Below are 24,258 nucleotides of genomic sequence, written 5' to 3'. Positions count from 1 at the left end.
CCTCCCGTTGGGTCATGCGTTGATTTGCGGAACCTCGACCCAGGATTCCTTTGCAGCGGACTCGACGATTGCGTCGTCGATGAGAGCCACCTGGTAGCCGTCGGCAAAATTCGGGCTTACGCTGCCGCCTTCTGCGATGGCCTTGAAGAAGTCGTAGGCCTCGATGATCTTTGTTTCGCCGTATCCGATGCCGAGGGCAGGGATAGGCCAGAGTGCTTCTCCGTAGGGGTGTGCGGGCCCGGTGTAAACGGTTCGGAATCCCCGGCGGTCGCCGGGGTCCGAAGCGAAGCAGACCTGCAGTTCGTCGCGCCGCTCGTAGTTGAACACGATGCTTCCTTCGGTTCCGTGGATTTCGAAGGTGATGAAGTTGTTCCTTCCGTGGGCGTTGCGTGTTGCTTCCACGGAACCCACCGCACCGTTGGCAAAGCGGATCATGGTCATGACTTCGTCGTCCACGTCGACCTGGCCCCGGGGGCCTTCCCCGCCCCGTACCGTGCCGAGCGCGTCAGCACCTCCGGTTTGGAGGGGCCGCTCCGGGATCCAGGTGGACATGAGGGCATTGACGGCGCTGAACTCGCCGACCAAGTACCTGGCCATGTCAATGACGTGCGTTGCGATGTCGCCGAGGGCGCCGGAACCTGCAATGGATTTCTGGAAACGCCAGGACAGCGGCGAGTTGGGGTCGGCGCTCCAGTCCTGCAGGTAGGTGCCACGGAAGTTGAGGATTTGTCCGATTGCCCCTTCCTCGATGTATTTCTTTGCCAAGGCAACTGCGGGGGTGCGCCGGTAGTTGAAGGCGACCATGTGGACGAGGTTCTTGTCTTTAACCGCGTCGTACATGGCCTTGGATTCTTCGCCGGTGCGCGCCAGCGGCTTTTCGCAGATGATGTGCTTGCCTGCTTCGGCGGCGGCGATGGCAATCTCGGCGTGGAGATGGTTGGGCGTGGCGATGTCTACGACGTGGATATCCGGATCGTCGATGATGCTGCGCCAGTCCGCGGTGGAGTTTTCGAACCCGAAGCGGCGGGCCGCTTCGGCGGCGAGATCCGGGTTGGCTTCAGCGATGACTTTGCGGACCGGCAGGGCCGGGGCAGGCCAGAAGAACATGGGCATGGCGGCATAGGCCAGCGAGTGGGCCTTGCCCATGAAGCCGCCTCCGATGAGGCCGACGTTGAGGTTCTGCATGTGAATCTTGTTCCTTCCGGAAGCCGGGGCAGTTGCCGTGTGGGGTCAGTCCCGGCGGTTGAATAATTGGTTAGAGGAGCTTTTCCAGGTACTTCTTGCTGAGGGCTGCGGCTTCCCGGGGGTCACCGTCGTAGTTGTCGAGTTCCACCATGAGCCAGCTGTCATATCCGCTTTCCTTGATTGCGGCGATGATGTCCGGGAAGTCGAGCTCGCCCTGTCCCAGTGGCAGGAAATTGAAGGGGTCCTTCTGGAAGTCCTTGAGGTGGACGTGCTGGATCCTGTCGGCGTACTTTCTGATGACTGCGGCCGGGTCTGCTCCGCCGGCCGCAAGGTGGGCGGTGTCCGGGCAGAAGCCGATCCGGGTGAGCGGCATGAGCCTGTCCAGTTCCTCCGGGCTTTCAACGATGGTGCTCAGGTGCGGGTGGTAGCTTGCCGACAGGCCGAAGCTCTCCGCGATGTCCGTGACGCTGTCCAGGGCCTCACCGAGGCGTTGGTAGTCCTGGTCAGTGGTTCCGGCGGCGCGGCGTGCCCCGCCACCCACCACGAGCCGTTCCGCTCCGAAGCTTGCGGCCAGTTCGGCGGCGCGGTGAATGCGGTGCATTTCGTCCGGAAGTATGTCGGCATAGATGAAGTTCGCCCCGGTATAGACGCTTGTTAGTTCGACTCCGGCGGTACCCAGGATTTCCTTGAGTTCTTCGGGCTTGTCCGCGTATTCCACGAGGTTGCCGTCAAACATTTCAACACCCTGGTAACCCACTGATGCGATGTCCTGGACTGCGTCCCGCATGGATCCGTGGGTCAGGTAGAAGAGGTCCTTCACACTGGTCACGCCTTGAGGGTGGCCGACGACGCCGCCCCAGGTGATGGAACAGTAACCGAGTTTCATTGCTTCTGCCTTTCAACTGTGGAGGAAGACTTGAGTAATTCGAGTGGGGCCTCAGTGCCGGGAACATCAACCCATGACCGTTGTGCAGCGGAGGTGACGACCGCCTCGGTAATGAGGGCTGCTCGCAGGCCGTCCCGGAACGTGGGCAGGCCTTCAGGTGTCTGCCCCTGGATAGCTGCGTATACGTCGGCGACGAATGAGTTGAAGCTGTCCTGGTATCCCTGGGGGTGGCCCGGTGGGAGTTTGGCGTACCGCCGACCGCCCGGGGTTGTCAGAGTTTGCGGGCCAACGGCGATGTCGGAGCTGGACCCGGTTCCGCCGACGTGCAGGGTGTCCGGCCGTTCCTGGTTGAAGCTGAATGACGCTTCGGTTCCGTCAAAAGAGAACCACAGGCGGTTTTTGCGGCCCGGGCTGACCTGGCTGACCACCAGGGATCCGGTGGCACCCTTGTCCGTCTCGAACAGGAGCGTGGCCCCGTCCTCGGTGGCAACGGAGGACACCCGGCCGCCGGTTTCGCGTTCGTCGTAGGCCCTGCTGGTCTTCGCCACAAGCCTGGTGATTCTGTGTCCGGTGGTGAACTCCATCAGGTCGCACCAGTGGACGCCGATGTCACCGAACGCCCTGGAGGCTCCTCCGATCGTTGAATCGACCCGCCAGTTCGTGGCTTCCGCGCCTGCGAGCCAATCCTGCAGGTAGGAACCGTGCAGGAGCCACAGCCGGCCGGCATCGCCGCGGAGGATACGGTCGCGGGCTTCGCGGACGGCCGGATAGAACCGGTAGACAAAGGGCACGCCCGTGACCACACCTGCCCGCTCGGCGAGGTCCGTCAATTCCAGGGCGTCCTCAACGCTCGTCGCCAGAGGCTTTTCGCAGATGACCGCTTTTCCTGCCGCAATGGCTTTGCGGGCGAGGTCGGCGTGGGTGGCATTCGGGGTGCAGATGTGGATGACATCCACGTCGGCCCGTGCGATCAGTGCTTCAGGGGATTCGACGGCGGTGCGGGCGCCGAGCGCGGGGGCCGCGGCTTCGGCGGACGCCTTGCTGCTGCCGGCGACTGCGATGACTTCAGCGCCTGCCGCGCGCACCGCGTGGGCGTGCACAGAACCCATGAATCCTGTTCCGATAATTCCTGCGCGAAGTTGGAGGGTCACAGTCGCTACTTCTTTCGGGCGAGGGCGACGGCCAGGATGATGATCGCGCCGCGGACCACCTGCTGCTGGCTGCTGTCGAGCCCTGCGAGGATCAGCCCGTTGTTGATCAGGCCGATCAACAGGGCGCCGAAGAGGGTGCCGATGATGGAGCCGAACCCGCCGAAGAGGCTGGTTCCACCCAGGATGACGGCGGCGATGGCGGAGAGTTCGTCCCCTGATCCCCACTGGAACCGTCCGGACTGCAGCCGGCCGGCGTAGAGCATGCCGGCGACGCTTGCCACCATGCCCGAGATGAGGAGCACCTGGAACTTAATGCGCTTGGTATTGATGCCGGTGAACTCGGCGGCGTTGCGGTTGCCACCTGTGGCCAGGACCTGGCGGCCAAACCTGGTGCGGTTCAGCACGACGGCGCCGATGGCCACGAAGATGGCGCTCCAGACCACCAGGCCCGGAACAGGACCGAAGTTGCCGGATCCGAACAACGTGTTGAACGTGTCGTTCAGGATGGGCTGGGGCGCGGACGCCGTGATCCACTGGGCAACGCCCACTGCTATTCCCAGCATGCCGAGTGTCACCAGGAAGGATGGGATGCCAAGGAGGCTGACCAGGGCACCGTTGATCGATCCGACGACGAGTCCGACGGCGAGGCCGGCGAGGATGCCGGGGACCAGGCCCCACTGGGAGAGAGCCATCGCAGTGCACACACTGGAGAGGCCAGCTACGGATCCGACGCTCAGGTCGATTTCTGCGCACGCGATCACGTAGGTCATGCCGACGGCGATGACGGTGATCGTGGCTGTCTGCCGGAAGATGTTCAGCAGGTTGTTCGGCGACAGGAAGCCCTGGTCGCGGAGCAGAACCGCGAAGAAGAGGAACACCACGACGAAGCCGATGTAGATGACGTAGCGCCGCCAGTCGAGTTCCTTGAGGATGGTGCCGAAATTTCGGGGGGCCGCGGTGTCCCGGGGCGCGAGGGTTTTTGCGTTGCTCACTTTCAGACTCCCTGTACTGCAAGTTGGAGATATTCCTCGTCAGCGATCTCGCTGCGGGGGATGTCACGGATGATGGAGCCGCCCTTGAGGACGAGGACGCGGTCGCTGACCGCGAGGAGTTCGGGGTACTCGGAGGAGATGACGATGACGCCCTTGCCGGCACTTGCCAGCTCGCGGATCATGTCGAGAATTTCGCTCTTGGTGCCGATGTCGACGCCGGCCGTTGGCTCGTCAAGGATCAGGATGTCCGGATCGGTGCCAAGCCACTTGGCGATGACCACCTTCTGCTGGTTTCCGCCCGAGAGAAGCCGCACCGGCCGGTGGGGGTGCGCCACCTTCACTGCGAACCTTTTGATCAGTGACGCGGACAATTCCTTCCCCTTCGCGCCGTCCAGGAGGGGTCCCCGCTGAATCTGACCGAGGAGGGGAAGCAGCAGGTTGTCCTGGACGGAGTGCTCCAAGACCAGGCCTTGGGCCCTGCGGTCCTCCGGGATGAGGGCCACTCCCGCGTTGATGGCCTGCTGCGGCGAGCCGAGGTTGACCTTCTGGCCCCGTAGGAGCACTTCACCGCTGTCCACCTTGTCAATGCCAAAGAGAGCACGGGCGAGCTCAGTTCGTCCGCTGCCCATCAGCCCTGCCAGGCCGAGGATTTCACCAGGCCGGAGCACGAACGAAACGTCCCGCACCCGCTGTCCCGAGTTAAGTCCACGGACTTCCAGCAGCGGCGCCCCCTCGTGGGCCACATGATCACGCGCACGGTATGAAAGCTGGCCCTCGATCTTCTTGCCAACAATGCCTTCCACGATCTGTTCGGGAGTGACATCCGTCAGTGGCGCGGTGAGGAGGTGGCGGCCGTCGCGGAGGATGGTGATCCGGTCCGCGAGCCGGTACACCTCATCCATGCGGTGGGAAATGTAGATGATGGAGATGCCACGCTGTTTGAGGCGGTCAATGAGTTCGAAGAGCGCTTCGGATTCATGCCGGGCAAGGCTGGCTGTGGGCTCATCCATGATGAGCACCTGGGCATTCTGCGCCAGTGCCTTGGCGATCTCGGTCAGCTGCCAGTACGCAGTGCCGAGCCGCGCGACTCCGGCGCGCGGGTCGACGTCGACCTCCATCTCGCTGAAGACTTCCCTGGCCCGGCGCACCGAGGCACGGTCGTCGATGAGCCCGCCGGTGCCCAGCGGTTCGGCAGCGAGGAAAATGTTCTGCGCAACGGTCAGGCTCGGTACCAGGCTGAACTCTTGGAAGACCATGCCGATCCCGGCGGCCTTCGCGTCCTGGATCGAGTTGATGGCGGTGGGCTTTCCTCCGATAAGGATCTCGCCGGCGTCCGCCTGGTAGACGCCTTGGAGGATCTTCATGAGCGTGGACTTCCCTGCGCCGTTTCCTCCTGCGAGCGCATGGACCTCACCCTTGCGGACGTCGAAACTGACATCCTTCAATACGGGAACGCCGTTGAAGCTCTTGGAAATCGAGCGCATCTCGACGACATTGTCTGCGGTATTCATCGTTGCCCTTTCGGCGCGGTGCGGGGGCGGGAAACCCCCGCACCGCCGGCTTTTGGCTACTTCTTGTAGGAGTCCTGGATGTCCTTCGGGGCGTCCTCGTGGTAGACCTGCTTCCAGGCATCCAGGACGTTGGAGTGGTCAACCGGAAGGGCACTCAGCGCCACATAAGCGGGTGCTTTCTTGCCGATGAGCGCCCCTGCGGCCAACCGGGCTTCCGTGACACCCTGGTCGAACGGAACCTGCGCTCCCAGGCCGACGACGAGTTCGTCCTTGGCCAGGGCAATCGCGACGTTCTTGCCGAGGTCCTCCGTGGCGATCTTCAGGTCCGGCCGGCCCGCGGCCCTGGCTGCGGCCATGACACCTTCTGCAGGAACATCCCAGACCGCCCAGATTCCGGACAGGTCGGCGTACTTGCTGAGCATTGCGTTCGCGGCAGCCTGGGCATCACCGGCGAAGTCCGGCCCGGCAATTCCCTTTTCTTCGACGATCTTGATATCCGGGTATTCCTTCGTAATCGTGTCCTTGAAGCCCTGGTAGCGCTGCTTGGTCACGAAGAAATCGGCCTGGTGGAAGACGACGCCGATTTTCCCCTTGCCGCCGAGGGCTTTGGCCATTTGGTGGGCGGAGACCACGCCGTTGCCGTAGTTGTCGGCGGAAACAACAGAGACATAGTCTTTGCCGGCCGTCAGGCCCTGGGGGATGTTGTCCATGAAGACCAGCTTGGTTCCGGCATCCGCGACCTTCTTGTAGGCGGCGGCCGTAGCAACGGGATCCGTGGGGATGGAGACCATGATGTTCGGGCTCTGCGACATGACCGTCTCGATGTCCGAGACCTGCTTGTCCGGCTTGAAGTTCGCGTCAGTGGTGGCAATGACCTTGACCCCGAGCTTTTCAAACTCGCTCTTTAGTCCGTTGATCTGGGCGGTGGCCCAGTCGTTGCCGCCGTAGTGCATCACGATGGCAGCTTTGGCGTTGAGCGCCTTGACCTTTGCAATCTCGTCGGGAGTCAGGTCTGCTGTGGACGCCGGGGAGGGCGTCTCGCCGTTGGGGCCCTTGCTCAGGACCTGTCCCTTGATCTGGTCAAGGGCCTGCTGCGCCTTGCCGGACACACCGGCGTCGGGAGCATTGGACGTGCCCGTGGTCGAACTGCTGCAGGACGCGACGGAAAGGGACAGGACTGCGGCAAGGGCCACAAGGGGAAGCCTGCGGATCATCATTGTTCTCCAGTGCTTAGGGTGGGTGGGGGTGGATGCCTGGGATTCAGGCAAGGGCAATGGCCAGGGCCGGCGGGACCGGGGACAGGACGAGCCCGCCGGAGGCCGAGGCTGTGCGGATGGCAGTGGCTTTGTCTGACGCTCTCAGCAGCGCCTCTGCATGTACTTTGTCGACGAAGAAGCCCAAGGAACACGGACCGTGGTGGGCCTGAACCCACTTCACTGCCTCGTTGGCCGCCTTCGCCATGTCGCCGCCCGCTTCCGCGGCCGGGCCTCGAAGGGTGGACACTGATGCGGGTTTGCCCGAGTTGTCGACGGAGACCGCCAGGCTTGCCCAGAGACGATTTTCATCAAAGATTCCGATGACCGCCGAGGAGCCGGCAGGGACAAAGGTGCGGACAGCGAGTGCCAGATCGCCGGGCGCCGTGTCCCTCAGGAGTGCTTCGAGATTTGCCCACTGGTTCTGGTCGATCTCGCGAAGCCCGGAGTTCGGCTCGAGCGCGAGTTCGTACACGATACGGTCGGTCATCCCGCGCCTTTCCTCATTGAAATATCTTCTCCGTAAACGATTACGAGATTGCCGTAAACGTTTACGGACATCATCGTAAACGTTTACGGAGTTACGTGTCAAGCATCACATTGGGAGCTGTTTCGGGGACGGGGAAATCCCGGCAGACGTAAGATCAAGACGCACGGAACCAAACGGGATCAAGGGGGTTCCGTTCGCGATGTGCAAGACAGGAGAGAGTGTGGCAGGCAGAGCTGTTCCCCACGAGGCGAACGAGGGGCTGCCCGATGCACCACGGCGCCGGAAGCCCACCATCAACGATGTGGCCAGCATGGCCGGCGTCTCCTTCGGCACGGTCTCGCGGGTACTCAATGACGCACCGGACGTGAGCGCGGCAACGCGGCAACGGGTTCTGCAGGTGATCAAGGACATCGGGTACCGCAGGAACCGGGCAGCCACAGCGCTGGTCACCAGCCGGTCCACTTCCATCGGCATACTTTCCGACGGCTCCCCGCGGTTCGGCCCGGTGGGGACACTCATGGCACTCGAAAACATTGCACGCAAGAAGGGGTACGCCACCACCGTCATTAGCGTCGAACAGCCCTACGGGGATTCGGTCCAGGCCGCCCTCGACACCCTGGATGATACCGGCGTGGGGGGAATCATCGTCATTGCCCCCGTGGTGGACATGGCAGCAGCCGTATGGAATGCCTCCTGCCGCATCCCCGTGGAGATGATTGCGGCGGGAGCATCATCGACGCCAAACGTCTTCACCTATTCGGAAAACCAGGAACTGGGCGCACGGCTGGCCACCCAGCACCTGATAGACCTGGGCCACACCGACATCGCCCACTTCGCCGGCTCCATGGAGTGGTTCGACGGCCGGGTACGCAAACGCGGGTGGGAGGCCGCGCTGCGCGACGCGGGGCTGACACCGGGGCTGTGCCTCGAAGGTGATTGGAGCCCCCGGTGGGCCTACGAGACGGCCCTCCAGCTCGTGCGGGAACAAAAGGTACCCCAGGCTATCTTCGCCGCCAGCGACCACACGGCCCTCGGCCTGATACGCGCCTTCGCTGAAAACGGGATCCGGGTGCCGGAGGATGTGAGCGTGGTTGGTTTCGACGACATTGAAGGCTCAGACTACTTCCTGCCTCCCCTGACCACTGTGCGCCAGGACTTCACGGCCTTGGCGCTCATGAGCATGGAGGTGCTCCTTGGTGCCATGGAGGGCCGGGACGTGGACCGCACCCCCATCGCGCCCACCCTTGTTGTCCGCGACAGCGCCCGCCAGGTGTCCCCGCGCAAATAGAAGCCGGCCGGAAAGCACCGGGCTTTCCAGCACCCGAGGTAAATAAGACCCTGAATCGGGGCCGGTGCTACGATTGCTACGGAGGTGCCCCATGACTACGATCCCCCACCGCGAGCTGCGGAACCAAAGCAGCAAAATCCTTGAGCGGGTAAAGAACGGCGAGATCATCGACGTGACCAATAACGGTGAGGTGGCAGCGACGCTTATCCCGCCTGCGGCGTCCCCGTTTGAGCGGCTGCTGATGTCCGGGAGCGTGCGGCAAGCAACGCCGAATCCTGTTGATTTCCAACTTCTGCCGCGGGTGCCCTCCAATGCCGGTACGGCGGAAATCCTTGCCGATCTCCGCGGCGACCGGTGATCGTTTATGTCGATACCTCGGCTGCCCTGAAACTGGTGGTCGAGGAACGTGAATCGCCGTCGACGGCCGAGTTTCTCTCTGCCGCCGGGCAACGGGGTGACCGGCTGGTGGCCTCCATGCTCCTGCATACGGAACTGCATTGTGCAGCCAACCGCCGCGGGCTCCCCGCAGACCTGGTCAACGCCGTACTGGCGGGAATCAACCTCGTGGACCTGACACGTTCAGACCTCCTCTACGCCGCCGCACTCCCGGGTAGATTGTGCAGCGCCGATGCGATCCACCTCGCCGCTGCGATCAGACTTGAGGCGCAGACTTTGGTCGCCTTCGACAAGAAGCTCGTTAGGGCAGCGACTCAAGCAGGACTGCATACGGTTGCCCCGGGCGGCGGCTAGTCATCCCTAACGTCCGCCCACCGGAACCTACGGGTGCACCAGCACTTTCACCGCCGTGTTCTTGTGGTTGATGAGGGTGTCGAAGCCCTGCTCCACCAGGTCCTGCAGGGCGATCCGGCCGGTGGTGAACGGTTTGAGGTCCACCTTGCCGTCCTGGACCATCTTGATCACGGCGGGGTGGTCGCGGACGTAGGCGATGGTGCCGCGCAGGTCGATCTCCTTGAGCACAATCTTCTGCATGTCCACGGTGGCGGGCGCGCCGCAGATGGACACGTTGACCACCACGGCGCCGGGCCGGACGGCGTCGAGCATGGTGTCCAGCACGGCGTTCACGCCGGCGCATTCGAAGGCGACGTCCGCCCCGGTGCCGCCGGTGAGCTCGCGCACCCGCGCGGGGACGTCCTCCTTGCTGGGATCCAGCACGTGGTCGGCAACGCCGCTGGAGGTGGCCTTTTCCTTGCGCGCCTGGGTGAGCTCGCTGATGATCGTGGTCACCCCCATGCCTTTCAGGACCGCGGCGGTGAGCAGGCCGATGGGCCCGGACCCACCTACGAGCGCCGTGTCGCCCGCTTTCACGCCGCTGCGGGCCACCGCGTGGTGCGCCACGGACAGCGGCTCAATCAGCGCCGTCTCATCCAGCGGAATGTCCCCGATGGGGTGCACCCACCGCTGGTCCACCACGATCTTCTCGCTCAGCCCTCCCCCGCCGCCGGACAGCCCGATGAAGCCCATCTGCCGGCACAGGTGGTAGCTGCCGGCCTGGCACATGTCGCAGGTCCCCAACCATGATTGCCTGGTATACCGTCGGGAACTTATCTCCAGATTTGTAATGGTCCGACAACGAGAAGAAGGCGCTGCGCGCGCACCGGAGACGGTTCCGCATTAGCCCCCGCAGAAGTGTCAAATGCGGCAAGGCGCGCGGTTGCCGACTTGAAGCGACCTAGCTCAAGGCGTATGTCCGCGGCCAAGAAACGAAGCTCAGCAGTAGCACAGGCGACTTGGAGCCATACAATCGATCCCGCGAGAAGCAGCGCCAAAACTACGAAAACAAGAACTGCGATAAGCGTTGCACCGCTTTGAAAAAGAAATAGAACCATCTCGATTAGAAGCCCTAGGGCAAGTGCGAAACTGCCAGCTGTAAATGGAATCCACGTCTTTTTCTTCCACTGCCAGGCAGTAGCGTAGCGGTAGAGAACAGCGCGCCTGGGAGGCGTCTGCATCGAATGGTGCAGAAACAGGCTGTAGAAGTTTCGGTCGAGACTGTTGGACTGCCACCGCCTTCGAAATTGCGCCCGGCTTGCAGACATCCCCTTTTTTAACTGGTCGAGCCTGGCAGACGAAGAAGCCCCTCCTGTCATGGGATCGAAGGCCTTGATATCAGCCAAGATCTCTGCAGGCATCGGTGCTTTGCTACGGAAATGAGCGCCGAACAAGATCATGGTGAACAGAGCAAAGAGGAACAAGCTGCCAGAAAATAGAACGCTTCCCGAGATGCCATAGGGACGTTCAACGTTCTCGGTCGAACCAATTTTTTGAAGCTCTTCTGCAGACCATGACGATGCGATTCCCACCACGTAGGAAAATGCCATGGTGCCGGTACCAAGAATTACGAATGTGAAAAAGACACTTCGCTGCTCTTTGCGAACGTTATCGGCTGGTGCCTCAACATCCTTCAGCATTTTTCTATCAAGAGTCCGCGAACCTACCCAGGCTACCTGGAAGAACATCCAGACCAACATAACGCTGATGATTATCGAAATCACAGCAAATCTTTCCATATTTTACTAGAGCCCCGTCTTAATAATTTTCTCCGCATTTGCGGTACTGAAGGAGTATAACTTTCCCGATGCGCTTACCGCTTGGTAGATTGCACCAAAGGCTCATCGTAAACCTATTTCCAATTTGTCAGGCAGCGTCTGCACCAGTGCGGCGAGAAGTCCTTTTCAAGCAAGAGCCACGCGCCGGCGCACGCTTTCACGAAAAGATAGCTCGCCTGCAGCTCTCGAAGATTGCGGATGGTCTTGCCGCGGCCGGGACCACCAAGGCGTCTGCCGCGGCACACAACACAGGGTCGACCGCAGCCCTACCAGCACCCAACGCGGGGACCGCCCCTAGGGCAGATGCACCAAGTCGCCGCGAAGCTGGAGGCGTCCCGTTTCCACTCCGTGCTGCAGCCCCTCATTCAGGCGAGCCGTGATGCCCGCAGTCCTGCGCTTCCCGCCGAACGTCTGAATCGTTTCCCGATGCAGCTCATCTACAGCAATGCCGCCGGTCGCACTGACGATATCCACCATGGCATTCCGCAGCTCCACAACGCTGATGTGCTCCGGTTTGCGAACGATGTCCGCGTCGTTAGGCCGGAAGATGCTCCAAGTGCGCCTATCCACCGTGGCGTCCCAAACAAACCCATCGTCGTCGATAACGTGAGCCGCCGGATCGACCAGACGAAGCACTGAGTTTGCACGGGAACCGTTGACTTTGTTGAGGCCGAATGCAGCACATACCAGTTTTGCCAAACGGTCCTGATGTACTGGCCCCTCAGCCGCGACAACAACACCAATGGCACCCCGGACGGCAGCTACAGAACGTCGTGAGTGCAGGCTGTCCAGAACATCCGTGGTTCCGAATTTTTGGACGGTCCACGGCTCGTAAGTCTTAACTGCGGAGCCAACACGTTCGGACGACAGCGAGGCAACGGGTCTCCGGATCTCCTCGAAAAGTGGCAATGTCCCCGAGACGTCCGTGAAGCCTTCCTCCGATTCGGCGGGATGAGATTCTTCAAGGGTTGCCTGGCCGGCGATCGCCCGCGTCTCAGGCTCAGAGGTCAGCTCGCCCGAAACGTGATCGGCAGCTTCCCGCAGAGACAGTTCTAGCCGGTCGAGGACAGCTTCGCTGTCCGCCAGCCACGCCGGCAACCACACCCGCTCCACTGAGGGCCACCGCATCATCCGCGTCAGGACATCCCGGGGCAGCCCGTCCCTGTCCCCCGCCGTCCGGCGGGCAGCCCAGGCCGGACCGTCCAGCAAGATGGCCATCAGCTGGCGGGACGGGTCTTCCGCCGACGCAACACTCAGGTCCACCTTGAAGTCGGACAGCCCCACGTCTGTTGCAATGACAAAGCCGCGGTCCCGCAACGCGTCGGCAATCTCTTCCCGGTGCAGGTCAATGCTGGCCGCACGACGCCCGTCATAAGGCAGCGCCGCGGTGCCCTGCTCGGCCAGATCAAGATAGGACCGCAGGTGCTTGATGCCAACGGAGCTGGTTTCCTCGGAGCGCAGATCGACCGGATTGAAGCTGGAGAAAACAATAACCTGCCGGCGTGCACGGGTGACGGCAACGTTGAGGCGCCGTTCCCCACCGGACCGGTTCAAGGGACCAAAGTTCAGCGGCAGGTTGCCCTTGTCATTCTTACTGAACCCCGTGGAGAACAGGATGACGTCCCGCTCATCACCCTGCACGTTCTCAAGGTTCTTGACGAACAGCCCTTCTGCGTCCTCATCAAGGGCAGCGACGATACGCGGATCCTCCGTGTCACGCAGCAGACCTTCAATAAGTGCACGTTGCTGCAGGTTGAATGTCACCACACCCACGGAGGGAGTTCCCGCGGGATCAGCATCAAACCTGCGACGGATCTCTGCCACCACAGCAGCAGCCTCAACAGGATTGGTACGGAGGACCTTTGACGGTCCCGAACGGTGGAACTGGCCATCAACCCGGACAAAGTTCACGCCATGTCCGCGGACACCCGCATTCGCAGCACCGTGGGACGGACCAGGGAACGAGGAAAGCTTGCTGTCGTAGTACTGCTGGTTACTGAAAGCAATCAGCGATTCGTCCTGGCTCCGGTAGTGCCAGGACAGCCACTGCCGCGGCACCCGCGCTTCCACGCATTCGGAAAGGATCGACTCCATATCCTCCACCACGGAGATCTCGGCGTCACTGTCGCTGCCGGCGTCGGAGGAAATCTCCGCGAACGACGTGGGCGGCATCTGCTTGCTGTCACCCACTACCACCACTGATGCACCGCGGCCCATGGCACCCACCGCGTCGGCAACCCGAATCTGCGAGGCTTCATCAAACACCACGATGTCGAACAGACCGGCCTTGGCAGGGAAGAACCGCGCCACCGAATCCGGGCTGACCAGCGTGCAGGGCATGATCCCCGTGATGAGGTCTGCGTAGTGTTCCATCAGTTTCCGGACCGACAAGCCCCCTCGTTGCCTGGTCAGTTGCCGTTGCAGCTCGCCCATGCGTCCGGAGGTCGACGACGACGAGACCGTCCGGGAGCGCAGGACCCCGGCGGCAAGGTTGGTTTTGAGCAGCCCGCGTACGGTTTCCGCGCGCGAGGTGAACCGCTCGATGGTGCGCTCGTGCACCGCAGCATCAAAGTCGGCCAACCCTGTAGCGATGCGGCGTTCGGTCAGCGACCCTTCCGCCAAGCCGCGTTCAAAGGCTGCTGCTGCATCATCCGCTTCCAGCTCGCCGTCCAGGATGGCAATACGGGCGTCGATCAATCCCGCGGTACGCAGCGGTTCGACACGACGGATCAGCTCAAGCCACCGCGTCAGCGGTACCGACCCCGCCGCATCCAGTCGCCGCGGCACGGACGTTTCCCACCATCTTGCCAGGAAACCTCGCCCACCGGTCCACGCACTCAGGTCATCACCACCCACACCTTGGATATTGAGGAATTCTTCCCAGGCATGGGACAGCTCCCGCAGCCAGCCGATAACGTTCTGGTGGACGTCGGGGGCATCCTTCAGGAACGTGCGGAGCTCGGTCTGGAAGCTCACGGCATCAGGCTCCGGGGACGGCTGCACCGCCTGCGCGGCCCAGCGAAGCCAAGAAATTCGGTGTCTCAGGTCGGCTTGTGCATCCGGCGTCAGCGGGTTCCATTGCTGATCCGCAGGAAGCCCAGGCAAGGAGCCCCGCGTTGCCCGCAGGCCGGAGACCTCCTGCTGGACGGCCACCAGTTTCTCCAGCAGCGGCACAAGCTCCTTATGGCGGATCTCAGCGCCGGATACAAGCACGGGAGACAGTTCGGCGGCCACTGCCAGCAGCCGCTTCTTGCGTCCCCAAAACCCGGATGCTGCCGCCTGCTGCGCACGGCCGAGGATTTCCGGCAGAGGAAGATCCATAGCCCCCGGCGCTACGTGCTCAAGGCCCGGATGCTGAACGGACGCAAAGGCCGTAACCAGCTTCTCCAGCTGTTCAGCGTTAACCGACCAGTCCCCGGAGCGGACCACATCCAGGGTTCCCAGCGGAACGTTCCGGTCCTGCAGCAGCGTGGCGAGAGTTCCGACGTCGGCCGGCGTTTGCGCTGCGTCCAGAACCGACGAAAGCCCAGGCGTAGGCCGCAGGGCGTTCAGCGCCTCATAAAGGCGGCGTCCCACAGCCAGCAGCTGCTGCTCCTGCTGGTCGCCCGCCGCAACAGAGACGAAGCGCCATGGGTGCTCGGGCCCGGGACGGACGGGGTCGGTGAACTCCGGAAGTTCCCGGAACACCTGCCGAATCGAGTCCAGGGTGGAGTCATTCAAGGACGCCGTCAGTTCCGGGCTAAGCGGAACCGTAGGGTCGTCAGCTTCATAGGTCAGAGCCTTGGTCCGCGCGCTGTAGAGGGACAGCTGCGCACCATTCTCCTCATGGACGTTCTTGGCGTAGCGGACCAGTCCACGGCGGGCAGAGGCAAGATCGGTGGAGGCAGTCTCAAGCTGCTGCTTATTCGCAGACAGGCTCAGCTCCAGGGCATGTTTGATCTGCGCCCGCACCACCGCCGGCTTGCTGCCCTTGTCGTGCAGGTCAAGGGAGAACGGTCCCATTCCTACGTCGTCGAGCCGCTTCTGGACGACGTCGAGTGCTGCCCGCTTCTCGGCGACGAACAGGACCCGTTTGCCGTCGACAATGGCGCGGGTCAGGAGGTTGGTGATGGTCTGTGACTTGCCGGTGCCCGGGGGGCCTTCCAGGACGAACGTCTGGCCGGCGACCGCAGACGCGACTGCCTCCAGCTGCGACGAGTCCGCTGGTATTGGACACTGGGCAGCCAAGGCGTCCAGGTCGACGTCGGGCGTGACGGCAACGCTGTCTGAATAGAGTTCCGTGGGGGTGCTGATCAGGTGTTTCACCAGGCTGTTGGCGGTGAATTCCTTCCAGTTCTCGTCAAGGTCCTTCCACAGGCGGAATTTGGCGAACTGCAACATGGACAGGTCCACGGTGTTCTCCACCCGGAAGGCCAGGCCCTTGGCCGAAACGGCGGCGCGAACTGCTGCGAACGCGGCGTCCAAATCGATTCCGGATCCATCTTCCTCCGGCTCCGCGAGGCCCGGAATGCGCAGGTCATGGGACTGCGCCAGCTTCTCGAGGAGGCAATAGTTCGGCGTGGACTGGCCGGTCTCATCGAGTGTGACGCGGTACAGACCGTTTTTCCCTGCAGAAGTCAGCTTCACCGGGACCAGAACCAGCGGGGACCGAAGCGCCCGGCCGTCCAGCTCCCACATCAGGCTGCCAATGGCCAGGTAGAGGTTGTTGGCTCCCGTTTCCTCCAGCTGGGTCTTTGCCTTGTAGGCGAGCCCCCGCATCTTGGCGTTGTAGCCGTCTTCGTTGACCTCGGCGAACACGGCCTTTTTGGAGCTGAGCAGCTCCGCGAGTTCGTCCTGGGGAAGGTCCCTGCCGAAGCGGACGCCTCGCTCCTGGTGGATGGCACTGATCTGGTTGGACGGAAGCAGGCTGACGGACGTGCCCTTGCTGATGAGGTCCTCGAAGGCGCCCATCCACGCGGTGGGCACTGCGAGTGGGAACCGGGCCGTGTCAGTGAAGTTGATGAGCCTGTTTCGCAGGCTCAGGTCCAGCAGGGCGTTCTTCCATTGGACCACCCGGGGTGGAACATCGGATGTGGTCCTGGCCGGTCCCTCGCCTGAGGCTGCTTTCTTCGGCAGCGCCGGCGCAGTCTTGGTCTCCGGGACGTAGTTGACCACGGTGTAGGTTCCGGCGTCGGACGTGGTCCGGGCCGGCAGCGGGTAGATGCCATCGAGGCGGGCGCGCCTGATGTCAGTCACCGCGTTGATCTCGTCATTGCCGCTTTCCACATAACGGTTCAGCGGGCTGCTGCGGAGTGCGGCGGCCGAGATCGGCTGACTGCCGGTGAGGAGCGTGGTTTCCACGAGGCCGATGAAGCCCCGCTGTACGAGGCTGACCAGCTCGGGCACGTCGTCGGAGGCCGCAGTGCTGAGGCTGCCTTCCTCGCGCCAGTAGCCGAGGAAGGCGTGGCCGTCCACCAGCCAGAGCAGAGGCCTGATGCCGCAGAATTCCAAAGCGGCGGCCAGGACCAGCGTGGTGTCCAGGCACGTGCCCAAACGGTCGTCAAGGACCTGCGCCGGCGTGCGTACCTGCTGGCCTTCCAGTCCCCAGCTGGCGGGTGGCATGCTGTAGCGGATGTCACGGGCGCTCATGGCCTGGGCGATGGCGAACACGATCTGATCAACCCGGTCCCCGTCTTCCAGGTACCCGTCGAAGCTGCCGCTGCCCGTTGTTTGCATGAGGATGTCGGCGGCCTCGGACATGAGCTTGGCGATGCTGGGATGGTGAGGCTGCACGTACGCGGCCAGGAACTCGTAAGAGACGAGTCCCCGCCCGGCGATCCACAACTGGGCGGGCAGGAGCGTCAGGTCCGCCTCGGCGCGGCCCAGCTCCCCCACTGCGGCGTCCGTGCCCGCCGAATGGACGGTCACCAGCACCTTTCCCATCTGGCGGTCAGCCAGTTCATACATAGTGGCGGCCTGAACCGGGACGTTGAGGTCATCGAGCGTGATGGTTTGGCCAGCGGCAAGATCCACATACTGCTGGAAGTCACCGGAGATCCGGCCTGACTGCGCAGAGGCCTCCACCTGGACCACCGCACCACGGATTTCCGCCCCCATGTTGGTGATCTTGACCTGCCTGACGAAGCGGAAGCCGTTGTGCGCCATCGCGTAGCTCAGGGCATCTGCTGTGGTCACCTCAACCACAACGTGGGCAGCAGATTCAGCCGGCCCAGCGACCGAGGGCTCACCCGGAAGGCTGTCCTCCGGGTGGTCGGACTGCGCGACGGCGGCCGGCAGAGCCTGCTGGTCTTCTTCCGGTTGTTCCTTTGGAGAGGACCGGTTCTGGTACTCGGTGAGAAGCGCAACCAGCTCGCTGTGAGTTGGGTCGAGCCCGATCACTTTGGCCAGCCGACCTGCGGTGTCCAGGGTACGGAACGTATCGGCGTCGTCGAAGCTCTCATTGTGGGCCCAGCGGTTGCGTGCCTGGCGCAGCTCGGAGGTGTGGCTGCGTGCGTCATGCGGAAGGCTGAAGGGGTAGCCAAGTGAGCCCATGGATTCCGTCATGATGCGCAGCTGCAGGCTGAGATCCGTGGCTGCGTAGGATTGCGCAGCGCGGCCGGCGTTCTCGTCCTTGTGCTGAATGATCTTGGTCCAGGCCACGCCGGGGGCTACCTCGACGAACACTGCTGCGATAAAAGGCTCAAGGCCAACCGCCAAGGCCTCAAGGGCGCGTCCTACGTACTCCCGGTTGGACAGACTCATCACGTTCCCCATCTGCGGCACCAGCCTCGGTGTCGTCACTCAATAAATCAAGACCAATGATGACATCCGGCGCTGACAATCCCGTGTCTGCTGGTTCTGGCACCGCACAGCGGTTCACATACCGAATAGCCACGGCCCAGACCAATTGACCCAGTCGTCTGAAGTTCATTCGGCCCCACCCGGGCCACGGACACGGAGAAGGAGCCGCCTGCCAAGGCCGATGTGCTCGCTCTCAGAGTGGCAGAATTAACAACTGACCTTAGTTAGGAGAGCAGATGGATAACGCCACCTTCGACATTTTTGCCGAGCCCCTAAAGCCTCAAGATGTCCTAGAGGACATTTCCATCCGAGAGGATCAGGTGCAACAGCTCCGAGACGCCTTCGCCGCCGCTGGAATCGACTCCATGGATGAGCGGCGTGCGGTCATCGAAAGCTGCACCGTCCGCCCCGTCAGTGCTATCAGAGACCTTCTGGCGAAGGACGTACGCCTTGTACTCCGACGTATCGAAGAGCGAAGCCTGCCGTCTAAACCCACCTCGGGGTCTGCATGGGACAACCGGGAAGAAGACACGTGGATAGACAAGCTTTGACGCTAATCAGTCCGCCTGACGGAATCGTTCGAAAGCGCGTTCCAGCAGGTCCTGTCTTGGCCGCTCAGCCCTCACGCTCGGTACGGAGATCCGCTTCCCGTGCAATTCTTGGAGTCCGTATCGCAGCATCGGACCACCATCCTCTCGCATTAGCGCCGGCCGTACCTGCACTACAAGGTCGGGCTGGATTCCCAGGGCGCCCACTTCTAAGGCCGAGCGGTGAAATACGCAAAGCGCGATTCCATTCGTCACGGCTGCACCGGCACCATGATCGATCTCCTTTATAATTTTCGTAGCCTCCAACATTGGTCCATGCCGAAATGAGCACACGGCGCACCGCGAGCGGTAGGCTCGCATCACCGTTCCACGGAATACAGCACTAAAGAGCTCGTTCCTGACTTTCACTTTTTGATTTTTAGACATGGATCCGGGCTGTTCAGCTTCTATTTGCGCTGCGACGTGGGAAGCATCTGCGTTCACGATAAACTGCTGCGCTTCTTCTTCTTCCGCTACTGCGTAAACTGGAAATACTGGCTTGAACACCCCTTTGCCCACCGCAAAAAACCAAATCAGAGGGACGCCTTCCTCCATCGCGGATCTCAACGCTCGGTTAGTCGCCTCATCACGCTTCATCCCGTTCCACTTGTATCTGAGCAGCCCGTCGCTCTTATGAATGAGATCATCATATGGGCGTTCGACGCCTGGCGGCCGATATGTCGTCGTTATCGAAAGGGCCGAGGACAATATTGCTGGCTTCCATATTCCCTTGACCCTGTCTTTGAGCGGAACCGGTCGTCCGTCGAAGATGAACTTTTGGATTTCGGAGTAGGCAAGGTACTCAGGGCCTCGGCGCATCTTGTTAGTTAGCCAAGAAAAAGCTTCAGCCCGAAGTCGTGTGTCGAAGTCATCGTCGGAGGGGCAGCGGTAATCAAACATCGCTTCAGGCTATTGCTTCCTCGGCAGTAGTGTAAATCCCGGAGATGCGACGTCGAGCATCAAGATTTGCTCAAATTTTCAAGGGGACAACTTCCTTTTCACAGCGAGACAAGCTTGAGAGCGCCGATAAAAAGAGGGATGCGCTACCACTCCGGCCGAGCCCGATACAAGGGCCGGCGTACGTCTGCTTTAATTTGTTTACGAATCGCAGGGGGCAACCATGACTGCACAGTTGCAGGACACAGATCAGGACGCGTTTGAGGCCGAAAAGGCACTCGAGCAGGAATACTTTGACAAATCCAAGCAGGCCTATGACGACCACCTTAACGACATTGTCTCCTCAAACGTCAGCGGTAACGTGCATGAACGATCAAGCCAGCGAGCAGCGCTCTTGGACCGGAGAACGCTTGACCCCTCAGAGGCTGTCGCAACGGCGCGCATGGACCTAGAGGATGGCGAGACTATCTACCTTGGCAGCGTGGCCATCCGGGACGAAAATTATGACCTCCTTGTCGCTCCCTGGCAGTCGAAAATCGGCGAAATCTTCTATGAGGCTACGCATGATGATCCGCGCGGACTTGCCCGAAAGAGAGTCTTCACGACCACGTATAACCGAATTGCCTCGTTCAACGACGTAATCTTCCAAGAACTCTCCGACGATATCTCTTCGGGGACTTTCGTCGGCGAGCAAGATCCATTGCTCGAGGACCTTGGGCGGGGCCGCGACGAGTTCATGAGGGACATAGTGCGGACCATCACAGCCGCTCAAAACCGGATCATCCGGGCCCCTAAAGACCAACTGCTCGTTATACAGGGCGGCCCCGGGACGGGAAAGACTGCCGTCGCACTGCATCGCGTGTCCTGGATACTCTACAACCACCGAGAAGAACTGCAGCCTAAGGACGTTTTGGTAGTCGGGCCCAACCCAACCTTTACCAAATACATCAAGCGCGTGCTCCCGACTCTCGGGGACGTGGACGTGATTCAGCAGTCGCTTGCGCAGTTACTGGCGGGCGACTTTGCTCCGCGCGGCATCGACGTCCCTGACGTGGCACGAAAGAAGGGCTCCGCAAAGATGGAGTCCATCGTCCAAAGTGCGCTGAACGGACGTGCGCGAGTCCCCGCGGACGGGCTCGAGGTGAGGCGGACCGACACCGCGCTGACTGTTTCCGTTGTAAAAGAAGACATTGAACGCCTCTTGGCTGGAATCACCCCCGGCCTATATAACCGCCGTCGCGCTCAGTTCAGGGCTGCGCTGCAGACTTTCGTGGCGGGCAGGGTCGACGCAGGCAGACGGGACGCTGTGCCGCTCCTAGACCGAGCTTCACTGGATGAGCAATCCGAGAGAGTCTACCCATCGCTCTCTCCCCAACAATTTGTCCGGGAGTTGTACGGCTCGAAGGACAGGCTTCTTCGAGCTGGCGCTACAGAATCTGAGGTTGACCTTCTCTACCGACCGGCGGCCGCGAAAATTGGGGACGAGCCGTGGACAATGGCGGACTTGGGGGTTATCGACTGCGCGGCAGACGCCATCAGTGGCACGCTGAGCCGGTATGGGCACATTGTCGTGGATGAAGCCCAAGACCTCTCTTATATGCAGCTCCGAGCGGTCCGCCGGCGCAGTCAGAACGGCTCCATGACTGTCGTAGGCGACATCGCCCAAGCTACGTCAGCTTATTCACGCAAAGACTGGAACCAAGTTCTGACGACACTTGGCACTGAAGACAACTTCACCGAAGCTGAGCTGACCATCGGATATCGTGTTCCGGCACCGGTCCTAGCTGTCGCCGCCAGAGTCCTCGCCACAGCCGCGCCAGGGCTGACTGCGCCGCAGGCATTTCCGCGGCAGATCGAAGAAGAGCCTCGTTGGCATGTAGTGTCCACGGATGAGTTGATGAACTCCGTCGTTTCATCCGTGAAGGAATACAGTTCCAGGGGTTTGTTTGTGGGTGTGGTCGTCGCCGAACGGCAGATGATTTCCGTTCGCACCGCTTTCCGCGCAGCTGGAATCAAATACAGTGAGTCGGCCGATGGCGGGTTGTCCCAGGGCATCAATTTGGTTTCACCCGAGGAGTCAAAGGGTCTTGAGTTTGATGCCGTGGTCGTCGTTGAGCCTGCTTCGATACTCGAACTCCCCCAGGGGGACAAGCTCCTCTATGTTGCCCTGACGCGCACTGTCCACCATCTCGATGTAGTCTTGAGAGCCGACGGTGTGCCGGCAATGCTCGCAGACTTCGTGGCCCCTCGCGGCACCGAGGCCAGCGACGCTGAGGCACACTCAACAGGTGGTGAGAACGACGCGAACAGCGTCGAAGCCGAGCCTCGTGAGAAGGAAACTCACGCGGCCAGCAAGGGTCCGGCAACGAGCTCCGAGAGCGAAACTCCAAGCTCCGACGACAGCCACCACGTGCACGAGGCATCTTCGGCAGTAACTCCGTCGGACGGAGAGCTCAAGCCGATGCTTGAGCGCATGGCTCAAAGCATCGCCCAGGAGTTCTTTGAAGTCCTGCGGGAAGTAGGTCCCAACGTGCAGCAGCGGGTCGTCGACATCCTCTGGGACAAAATGGAAGCGTCTGGATCTGATTCTTAGTTCGTCTGAGCGTTCGGCAGATGGGGGCCGATGTATCCGACGATGATCTTCCCAGCTATGGCGGTGGCGTCCAAGTAGTGCAGCCGTGGCGACACAAGCCCGTGTTTTGCGATCCGAAAATGGGCGCCCATGAAGGCTTCGCCGCTGGGGCTGACCTTCGTCGGAACGGGCAGCGTTCGGGGCGCGGAATAACTCGGATTGTTCTTGACGGTTTCGCTCTCATCTCGAGCGTGACGTCCAGGGTGGTACGTGTGGGCACCAGGCGGTGGAGACTCCAGATAGGCTTGCACGCCAGCAATGTCTGCGCCCTCAACCTTGAAACGCGCATAGTCGTTCAGTGCCGCCAGAATGCTCCAGGTCATGCTGCACCAACGACCCACCGCATCATGGTCATCAAGGCCGGCAGTGATGTCTTTGTCCCCGGTGTAAACCACATAGGGAAACCCATCAAACGACTCCACCAGGCTGTTGAAGTTTTGGGGGACAGAAAGCTCAGGGGGCGCGACTTCATCCAGCTGAGTCCAGTCAACGTCGCCACCCGTCTTGGCCAGCATCCCGCGCAACTTGAGTTCGGTGTCTTGGGCACCTCGTGTACGCGCGTACTGGGCTTCGAGCTGCTCCCATGTGTCCCAGGCGTCTAGCTCAAGGTCATCGATGAGGTGTCGCAACTTTGCCTGTTCCACGGCTGCCTCGTCCAGAGCAGCGGACTTTTGGTCAATCTTGGCGAGGAGACGAGTGCTTAGTGCCTCGGCTGCAACGCCAGCTTCCAGGAGTCCGCGGAGAGCCTCCACACCGCCGAGCGATGTCTCACCGCCGGCGTACTCTTCGACGAGCGAACGAAGCGCCAAGTAGATTTCGGCCTGCTCCCCCAGCGATGCATCAGTGGCCTGGCCCCCCAGGTTGTCTTCCGACTTGGAATGCTCCGCACCAAGGGCATCAGGCATCTGGGACGGTGAAGCAGCGCCCTCGGATTCGGGTACAATATCCGGTTCCGACGACGGCGACTGCATGGGCACAGTGGAAGGGTCCCCAAGGGTTACTCCAGGAGTTGCCTCCTTCATCATCCGCGGAGTCAGCCGAAGCTCCAGCTCATCAAGCCGTCGATCGATCAGCCTAATGCTGTCGTCCAGAAGTGACATTTGGGCCACTTCGCGGGCCTTGTAACTAAGTGTCTTGCGGAGACGGCCCACGTTCTGCGAGGCGATTGACTCCGACGTCAGGAACCGGTGCCGTGCGGAATCTTGCGGATCATTAATATCCAGATCCGGGAGGTAAGTCCGCAGCATGCCCGGCCTCACACCGAACTCCATGCCAACTCGCTGGTTGAACATCGTCGTTGCAACCGGGTCCAACACGTACGCCGATGCTTGCCCGGTGGTCTGCTTGACTATATTGCCGACGAATTCCGCCCATTTTGGCATCGGCAAGGCAGCGCTACTTCCAGCAATGAAGGACAGCGTCCGCCGGCCGTCTCGACTTAGAAGCTGGATGAGCTCACCGACTTGCTGTGGACGAACTACGACGGGCTGTTTTGTCAGCCTCACGCCACGATCGGAACACGAGTATTGCTCGATCAACGATCGGACGAGTCTCGGCGTCCCAGCCCACTCCGGTCCCTCCACATCCATCCAGAACCATGGGCGTCCGTCTGCCAGCTGCCAAACCGTGATTGTGGAGATCCATTCGCCCATGGGCGACTGCTCCGTAAGGATGAGGCGGTGGGTACCTGCGAAGTCTGCGGAATCGGGGGCAATCCACTTCACCCGGGCATGATCAGCGACCGCCACTTCTTGGTTTGCTGCCACCAAATCGACATTCAGATTCTTTCCCCGCAGCCAATCGAAGCTCCTGTCCAACACGCCTTGAACCACATCAGCATCTGACCCTGGGTTGATACTGAAAAGCGTCCTGTAGCTCAGCATGATCCGTGTCCTTTCACCCGTCGATGCAGTGAACCACGTTTGTCGGAATCATGGAAAATCACCACGCGGTCAGGAGTGACTAAGTAGGAGAGCGGCCTCCCGCATGCCCTAGGCGAACTCCGATATCATCATCCAAGAAAAAATGACTCAGCAAGG

16 protein-coding genes and 1 pseudogene are annotated in these 24,258 nt (G+C 61.5%); 5 read left to right on the top strand and 12 right to left on the bottom strand.

Features of this window, described 5'->3' with window-relative positions; all coding sequences use genetic code 11:
• Positions 1 to 12: 12 nt before the first annotated feature.
• From J2X98_RS09410 to J2X98_RS09380, 7 genes are all read right to left on the bottom strand, one after another.
• Complete coding sequence (locus J2X98_RS09410; RefSeq protein ID WP_141943033.1) at positions 13 to 1,185, bottom strand: Gfo/Idh/MocA family protein; 1,173 nt, start codon at positions 1,183 to 1,185, stop codon at positions 13 to 15.
• A gap of 70 nt (positions 1,186 to 1,255) precedes the next feature.
• The gene (locus J2X98_RS09405) at positions 1,256 to 2,071 is read right to left on the bottom strand and encodes a sugar phosphate isomerase/epimerase family protein (RefSeq protein ID WP_307307043.1); all 816 of its coding nucleotides are present in this window, start codon (positions 2,069 to 2,071) and stop codon (positions 1,256 to 1,258) included.
• Complete coding sequence (locus J2X98_RS09400) at positions 2,068 to 3,222, bottom strand: Gfo/Idh/MocA family protein (protein WP_307307040.1); 1,155 nt, start codon at positions 3,220 to 3,222, stop codon at positions 2,068 to 2,070. The genes J2X98_RS09405 and J2X98_RS09400 overlap by 4 nt, the downstream gene beginning before the upstream one ends.
• Before the next feature lie 5 nt (positions 3,223 to 3,227).
• Positions 3,228 to 4,214 carry an ABC transporter permease gene (locus J2X98_RS09395; RefSeq protein WP_307307037.1) on the bottom strand — a complete coding sequence of 329 codons (987 nt, stop codon included), beginning with the start codon at positions 4,212 to 4,214 and terminating at the stop codon, positions 3,228 to 3,230.
• 2 nt (positions 4,215 to 4,216) lie between these two features.
• Positions 4,217 to 5,725, bottom strand: coding sequence for a sugar ABC transporter ATP-binding protein (locus tag J2X98_RS09390; RefSeq protein ID WP_307307034.1), 1,509 nt, complete (start codon positions 5,723 to 5,725; stop codon positions 4,217 to 4,219).
• A 56-nt stretch (positions 5,726 to 5,781) separates the two neighbouring features.
• Entirely contained in the window at positions 5,782 to 6,942 is a 1,161-nt protein-coding gene (locus J2X98_RS09385) for a substrate-binding domain-containing protein (RefSeq protein WP_141943042.1), read from the bottom strand.
• Positions 6,943 to 6,985: 43 nt separating this feature from the next.
• Complete coding sequence (locus J2X98_RS09380) at positions 6,986 to 7,468, bottom strand: hypothetical protein (RefSeq protein ID WP_307307030.1); 483 nt, start codon at positions 7,466 to 7,468, stop codon at positions 6,986 to 6,988.
• Between the two features lie 220 nt (positions 7,469 to 7,688).
• On the opposite strand from J2X98_RS09380, the gene J2X98_RS09375 reads away from it, so the two are divergent.
• The 3 genes from J2X98_RS09375 to J2X98_RS09365 all read left to right on the top strand — a co-directional run bounded on the left by J2X98_RS09375 (position 7,689) and on the right by J2X98_RS09365 (position 9,506).
• On the top strand, positions 7,689 to 8,756 hold the full coding sequence (locus tag J2X98_RS09375; protein ID WP_307307026.1) for a LacI family DNA-binding transcriptional regulator: 1,068 nt from the start codon (positions 7,689 to 7,691) through the stop codon (positions 8,754 to 8,756).
• 91 nt (positions 8,757 to 8,847) lie between these two features.
• The gene (locus tag J2X98_RS09370) at positions 8,848 to 9,114 is read left to right on the top strand and encodes a type II toxin-antitoxin system Phd/YefM family antitoxin (protein ID WP_307307023.1); all 267 of its coding nucleotides are present in this window, start codon (positions 8,848 to 8,850) and stop codon (positions 9,112 to 9,114) included.
• Entirely contained in the window at positions 9,111 to 9,506 is a 396-nt protein-coding gene (locus tag J2X98_RS09365; RefSeq protein ID WP_307307020.1) for a type II toxin-antitoxin system VapC family toxin, read from the top strand. Before J2X98_RS09370 ends, J2X98_RS09365 begins: the two co-directional genes overlap by 4 nt.
• A 27-nt stretch (positions 9,507 to 9,533) precedes the next feature.
• On the opposite strand, the pseudogene J2X98_RS09360 reads toward J2X98_RS09365, so the two are convergent.
• From J2X98_RS09360 to J2X98_RS09350, 3 genes and pseudogenes are all read right to left on the bottom strand, one after another.
• Positions 9,534 to 10,277, bottom strand: a pseudogene (locus J2X98_RS09360) (zinc-binding dehydrogenase); the annotation flags it as partial.
• Between the two features lie 41 nt (positions 10,278 to 10,318).
• Positions 10,319 to 11,269 (bottom strand): hypothetical protein, encoded by a 951-nt coding sequence (locus J2X98_RS09355; protein ID WP_307307017.1) that lies wholly within the window; start codon positions 11,267 to 11,269, stop codon positions 10,319 to 10,321.
• Between the two features lie 348 nt (positions 11,270 to 11,617).
• Complete coding sequence (locus tag J2X98_RS09350) at positions 11,618 to 18,064, bottom strand: DUF3320 domain-containing protein (protein ID WP_307307013.1); 6,447 nt, start codon at positions 18,062 to 18,064, stop codon at positions 11,618 to 11,620.
• Positions 18,065 to 18,339: 275 nt separating this feature from the next.
• Between J2X98_RS09350 and J2X98_RS09345 the strand changes: the two genes are divergently transcribed.
• On the top strand, positions 18,340 to 18,654 hold the full coding sequence (locus J2X98_RS09345; RefSeq protein ID WP_307307010.1) for a hypothetical protein: 315 nt from the start codon (positions 18,340 to 18,342) through the stop codon (positions 18,652 to 18,654).
• Between the two features lie 6 nt (positions 18,655 to 18,660).
• On the opposite strand, the gene J2X98_RS09340 is transcribed toward J2X98_RS09345, so the two are convergent.
• Positions 18,661 to 19,590 carry an HNH endonuclease gene (locus J2X98_RS09340; protein WP_307307008.1) on the bottom strand — a complete coding sequence of 310 codons (930 nt, stop codon included), beginning with the start codon at positions 19,588 to 19,590 and terminating at the stop codon, positions 18,661 to 18,663.
• 220 nt (positions 19,591 to 19,810) lie between these two features.
• Here J2X98_RS09340 and J2X98_RS09335 point away from each other — a divergent pair, with 220 nt between their 5' ends.
• Positions 19,811 to 22,180 carry a HelD family protein gene (locus J2X98_RS09335; protein WP_307307006.1) on the top strand — a complete coding sequence of 790 codons (2,370 nt, stop codon included), beginning with the start codon at positions 19,811 to 19,813 and terminating at the stop codon, positions 22,178 to 22,180.
• Here the strand turns inward: J2X98_RS09335 and J2X98_RS09330 are convergent.
• The gene (locus J2X98_RS09330) at positions 22,177 to 24,102 is read right to left on the bottom strand and encodes a hypothetical protein (protein WP_307307004.1); all 1,926 of its coding nucleotides are present in this window, start codon (positions 24,100 to 24,102) and stop codon (positions 22,177 to 22,179) included. The two genes, J2X98_RS09335 and J2X98_RS09330, sit on opposite strands and share 4 nt — an antisense overlap.
• Positions 24,103 to 24,258 lie beyond the last annotated feature (156 nt).

The organism is Pseudarthrobacter enclensis (genome assembly GCF_030811655.1).
Lineage (GTDB): Bacteria > Actinomycetota > Actinomycetes > Actinomycetales > Micrococcaceae > Arthrobacter > Arthrobacter enclensis_A.
This window is presented reverse-complemented; position numbering and strand designations above follow the sequence as displayed.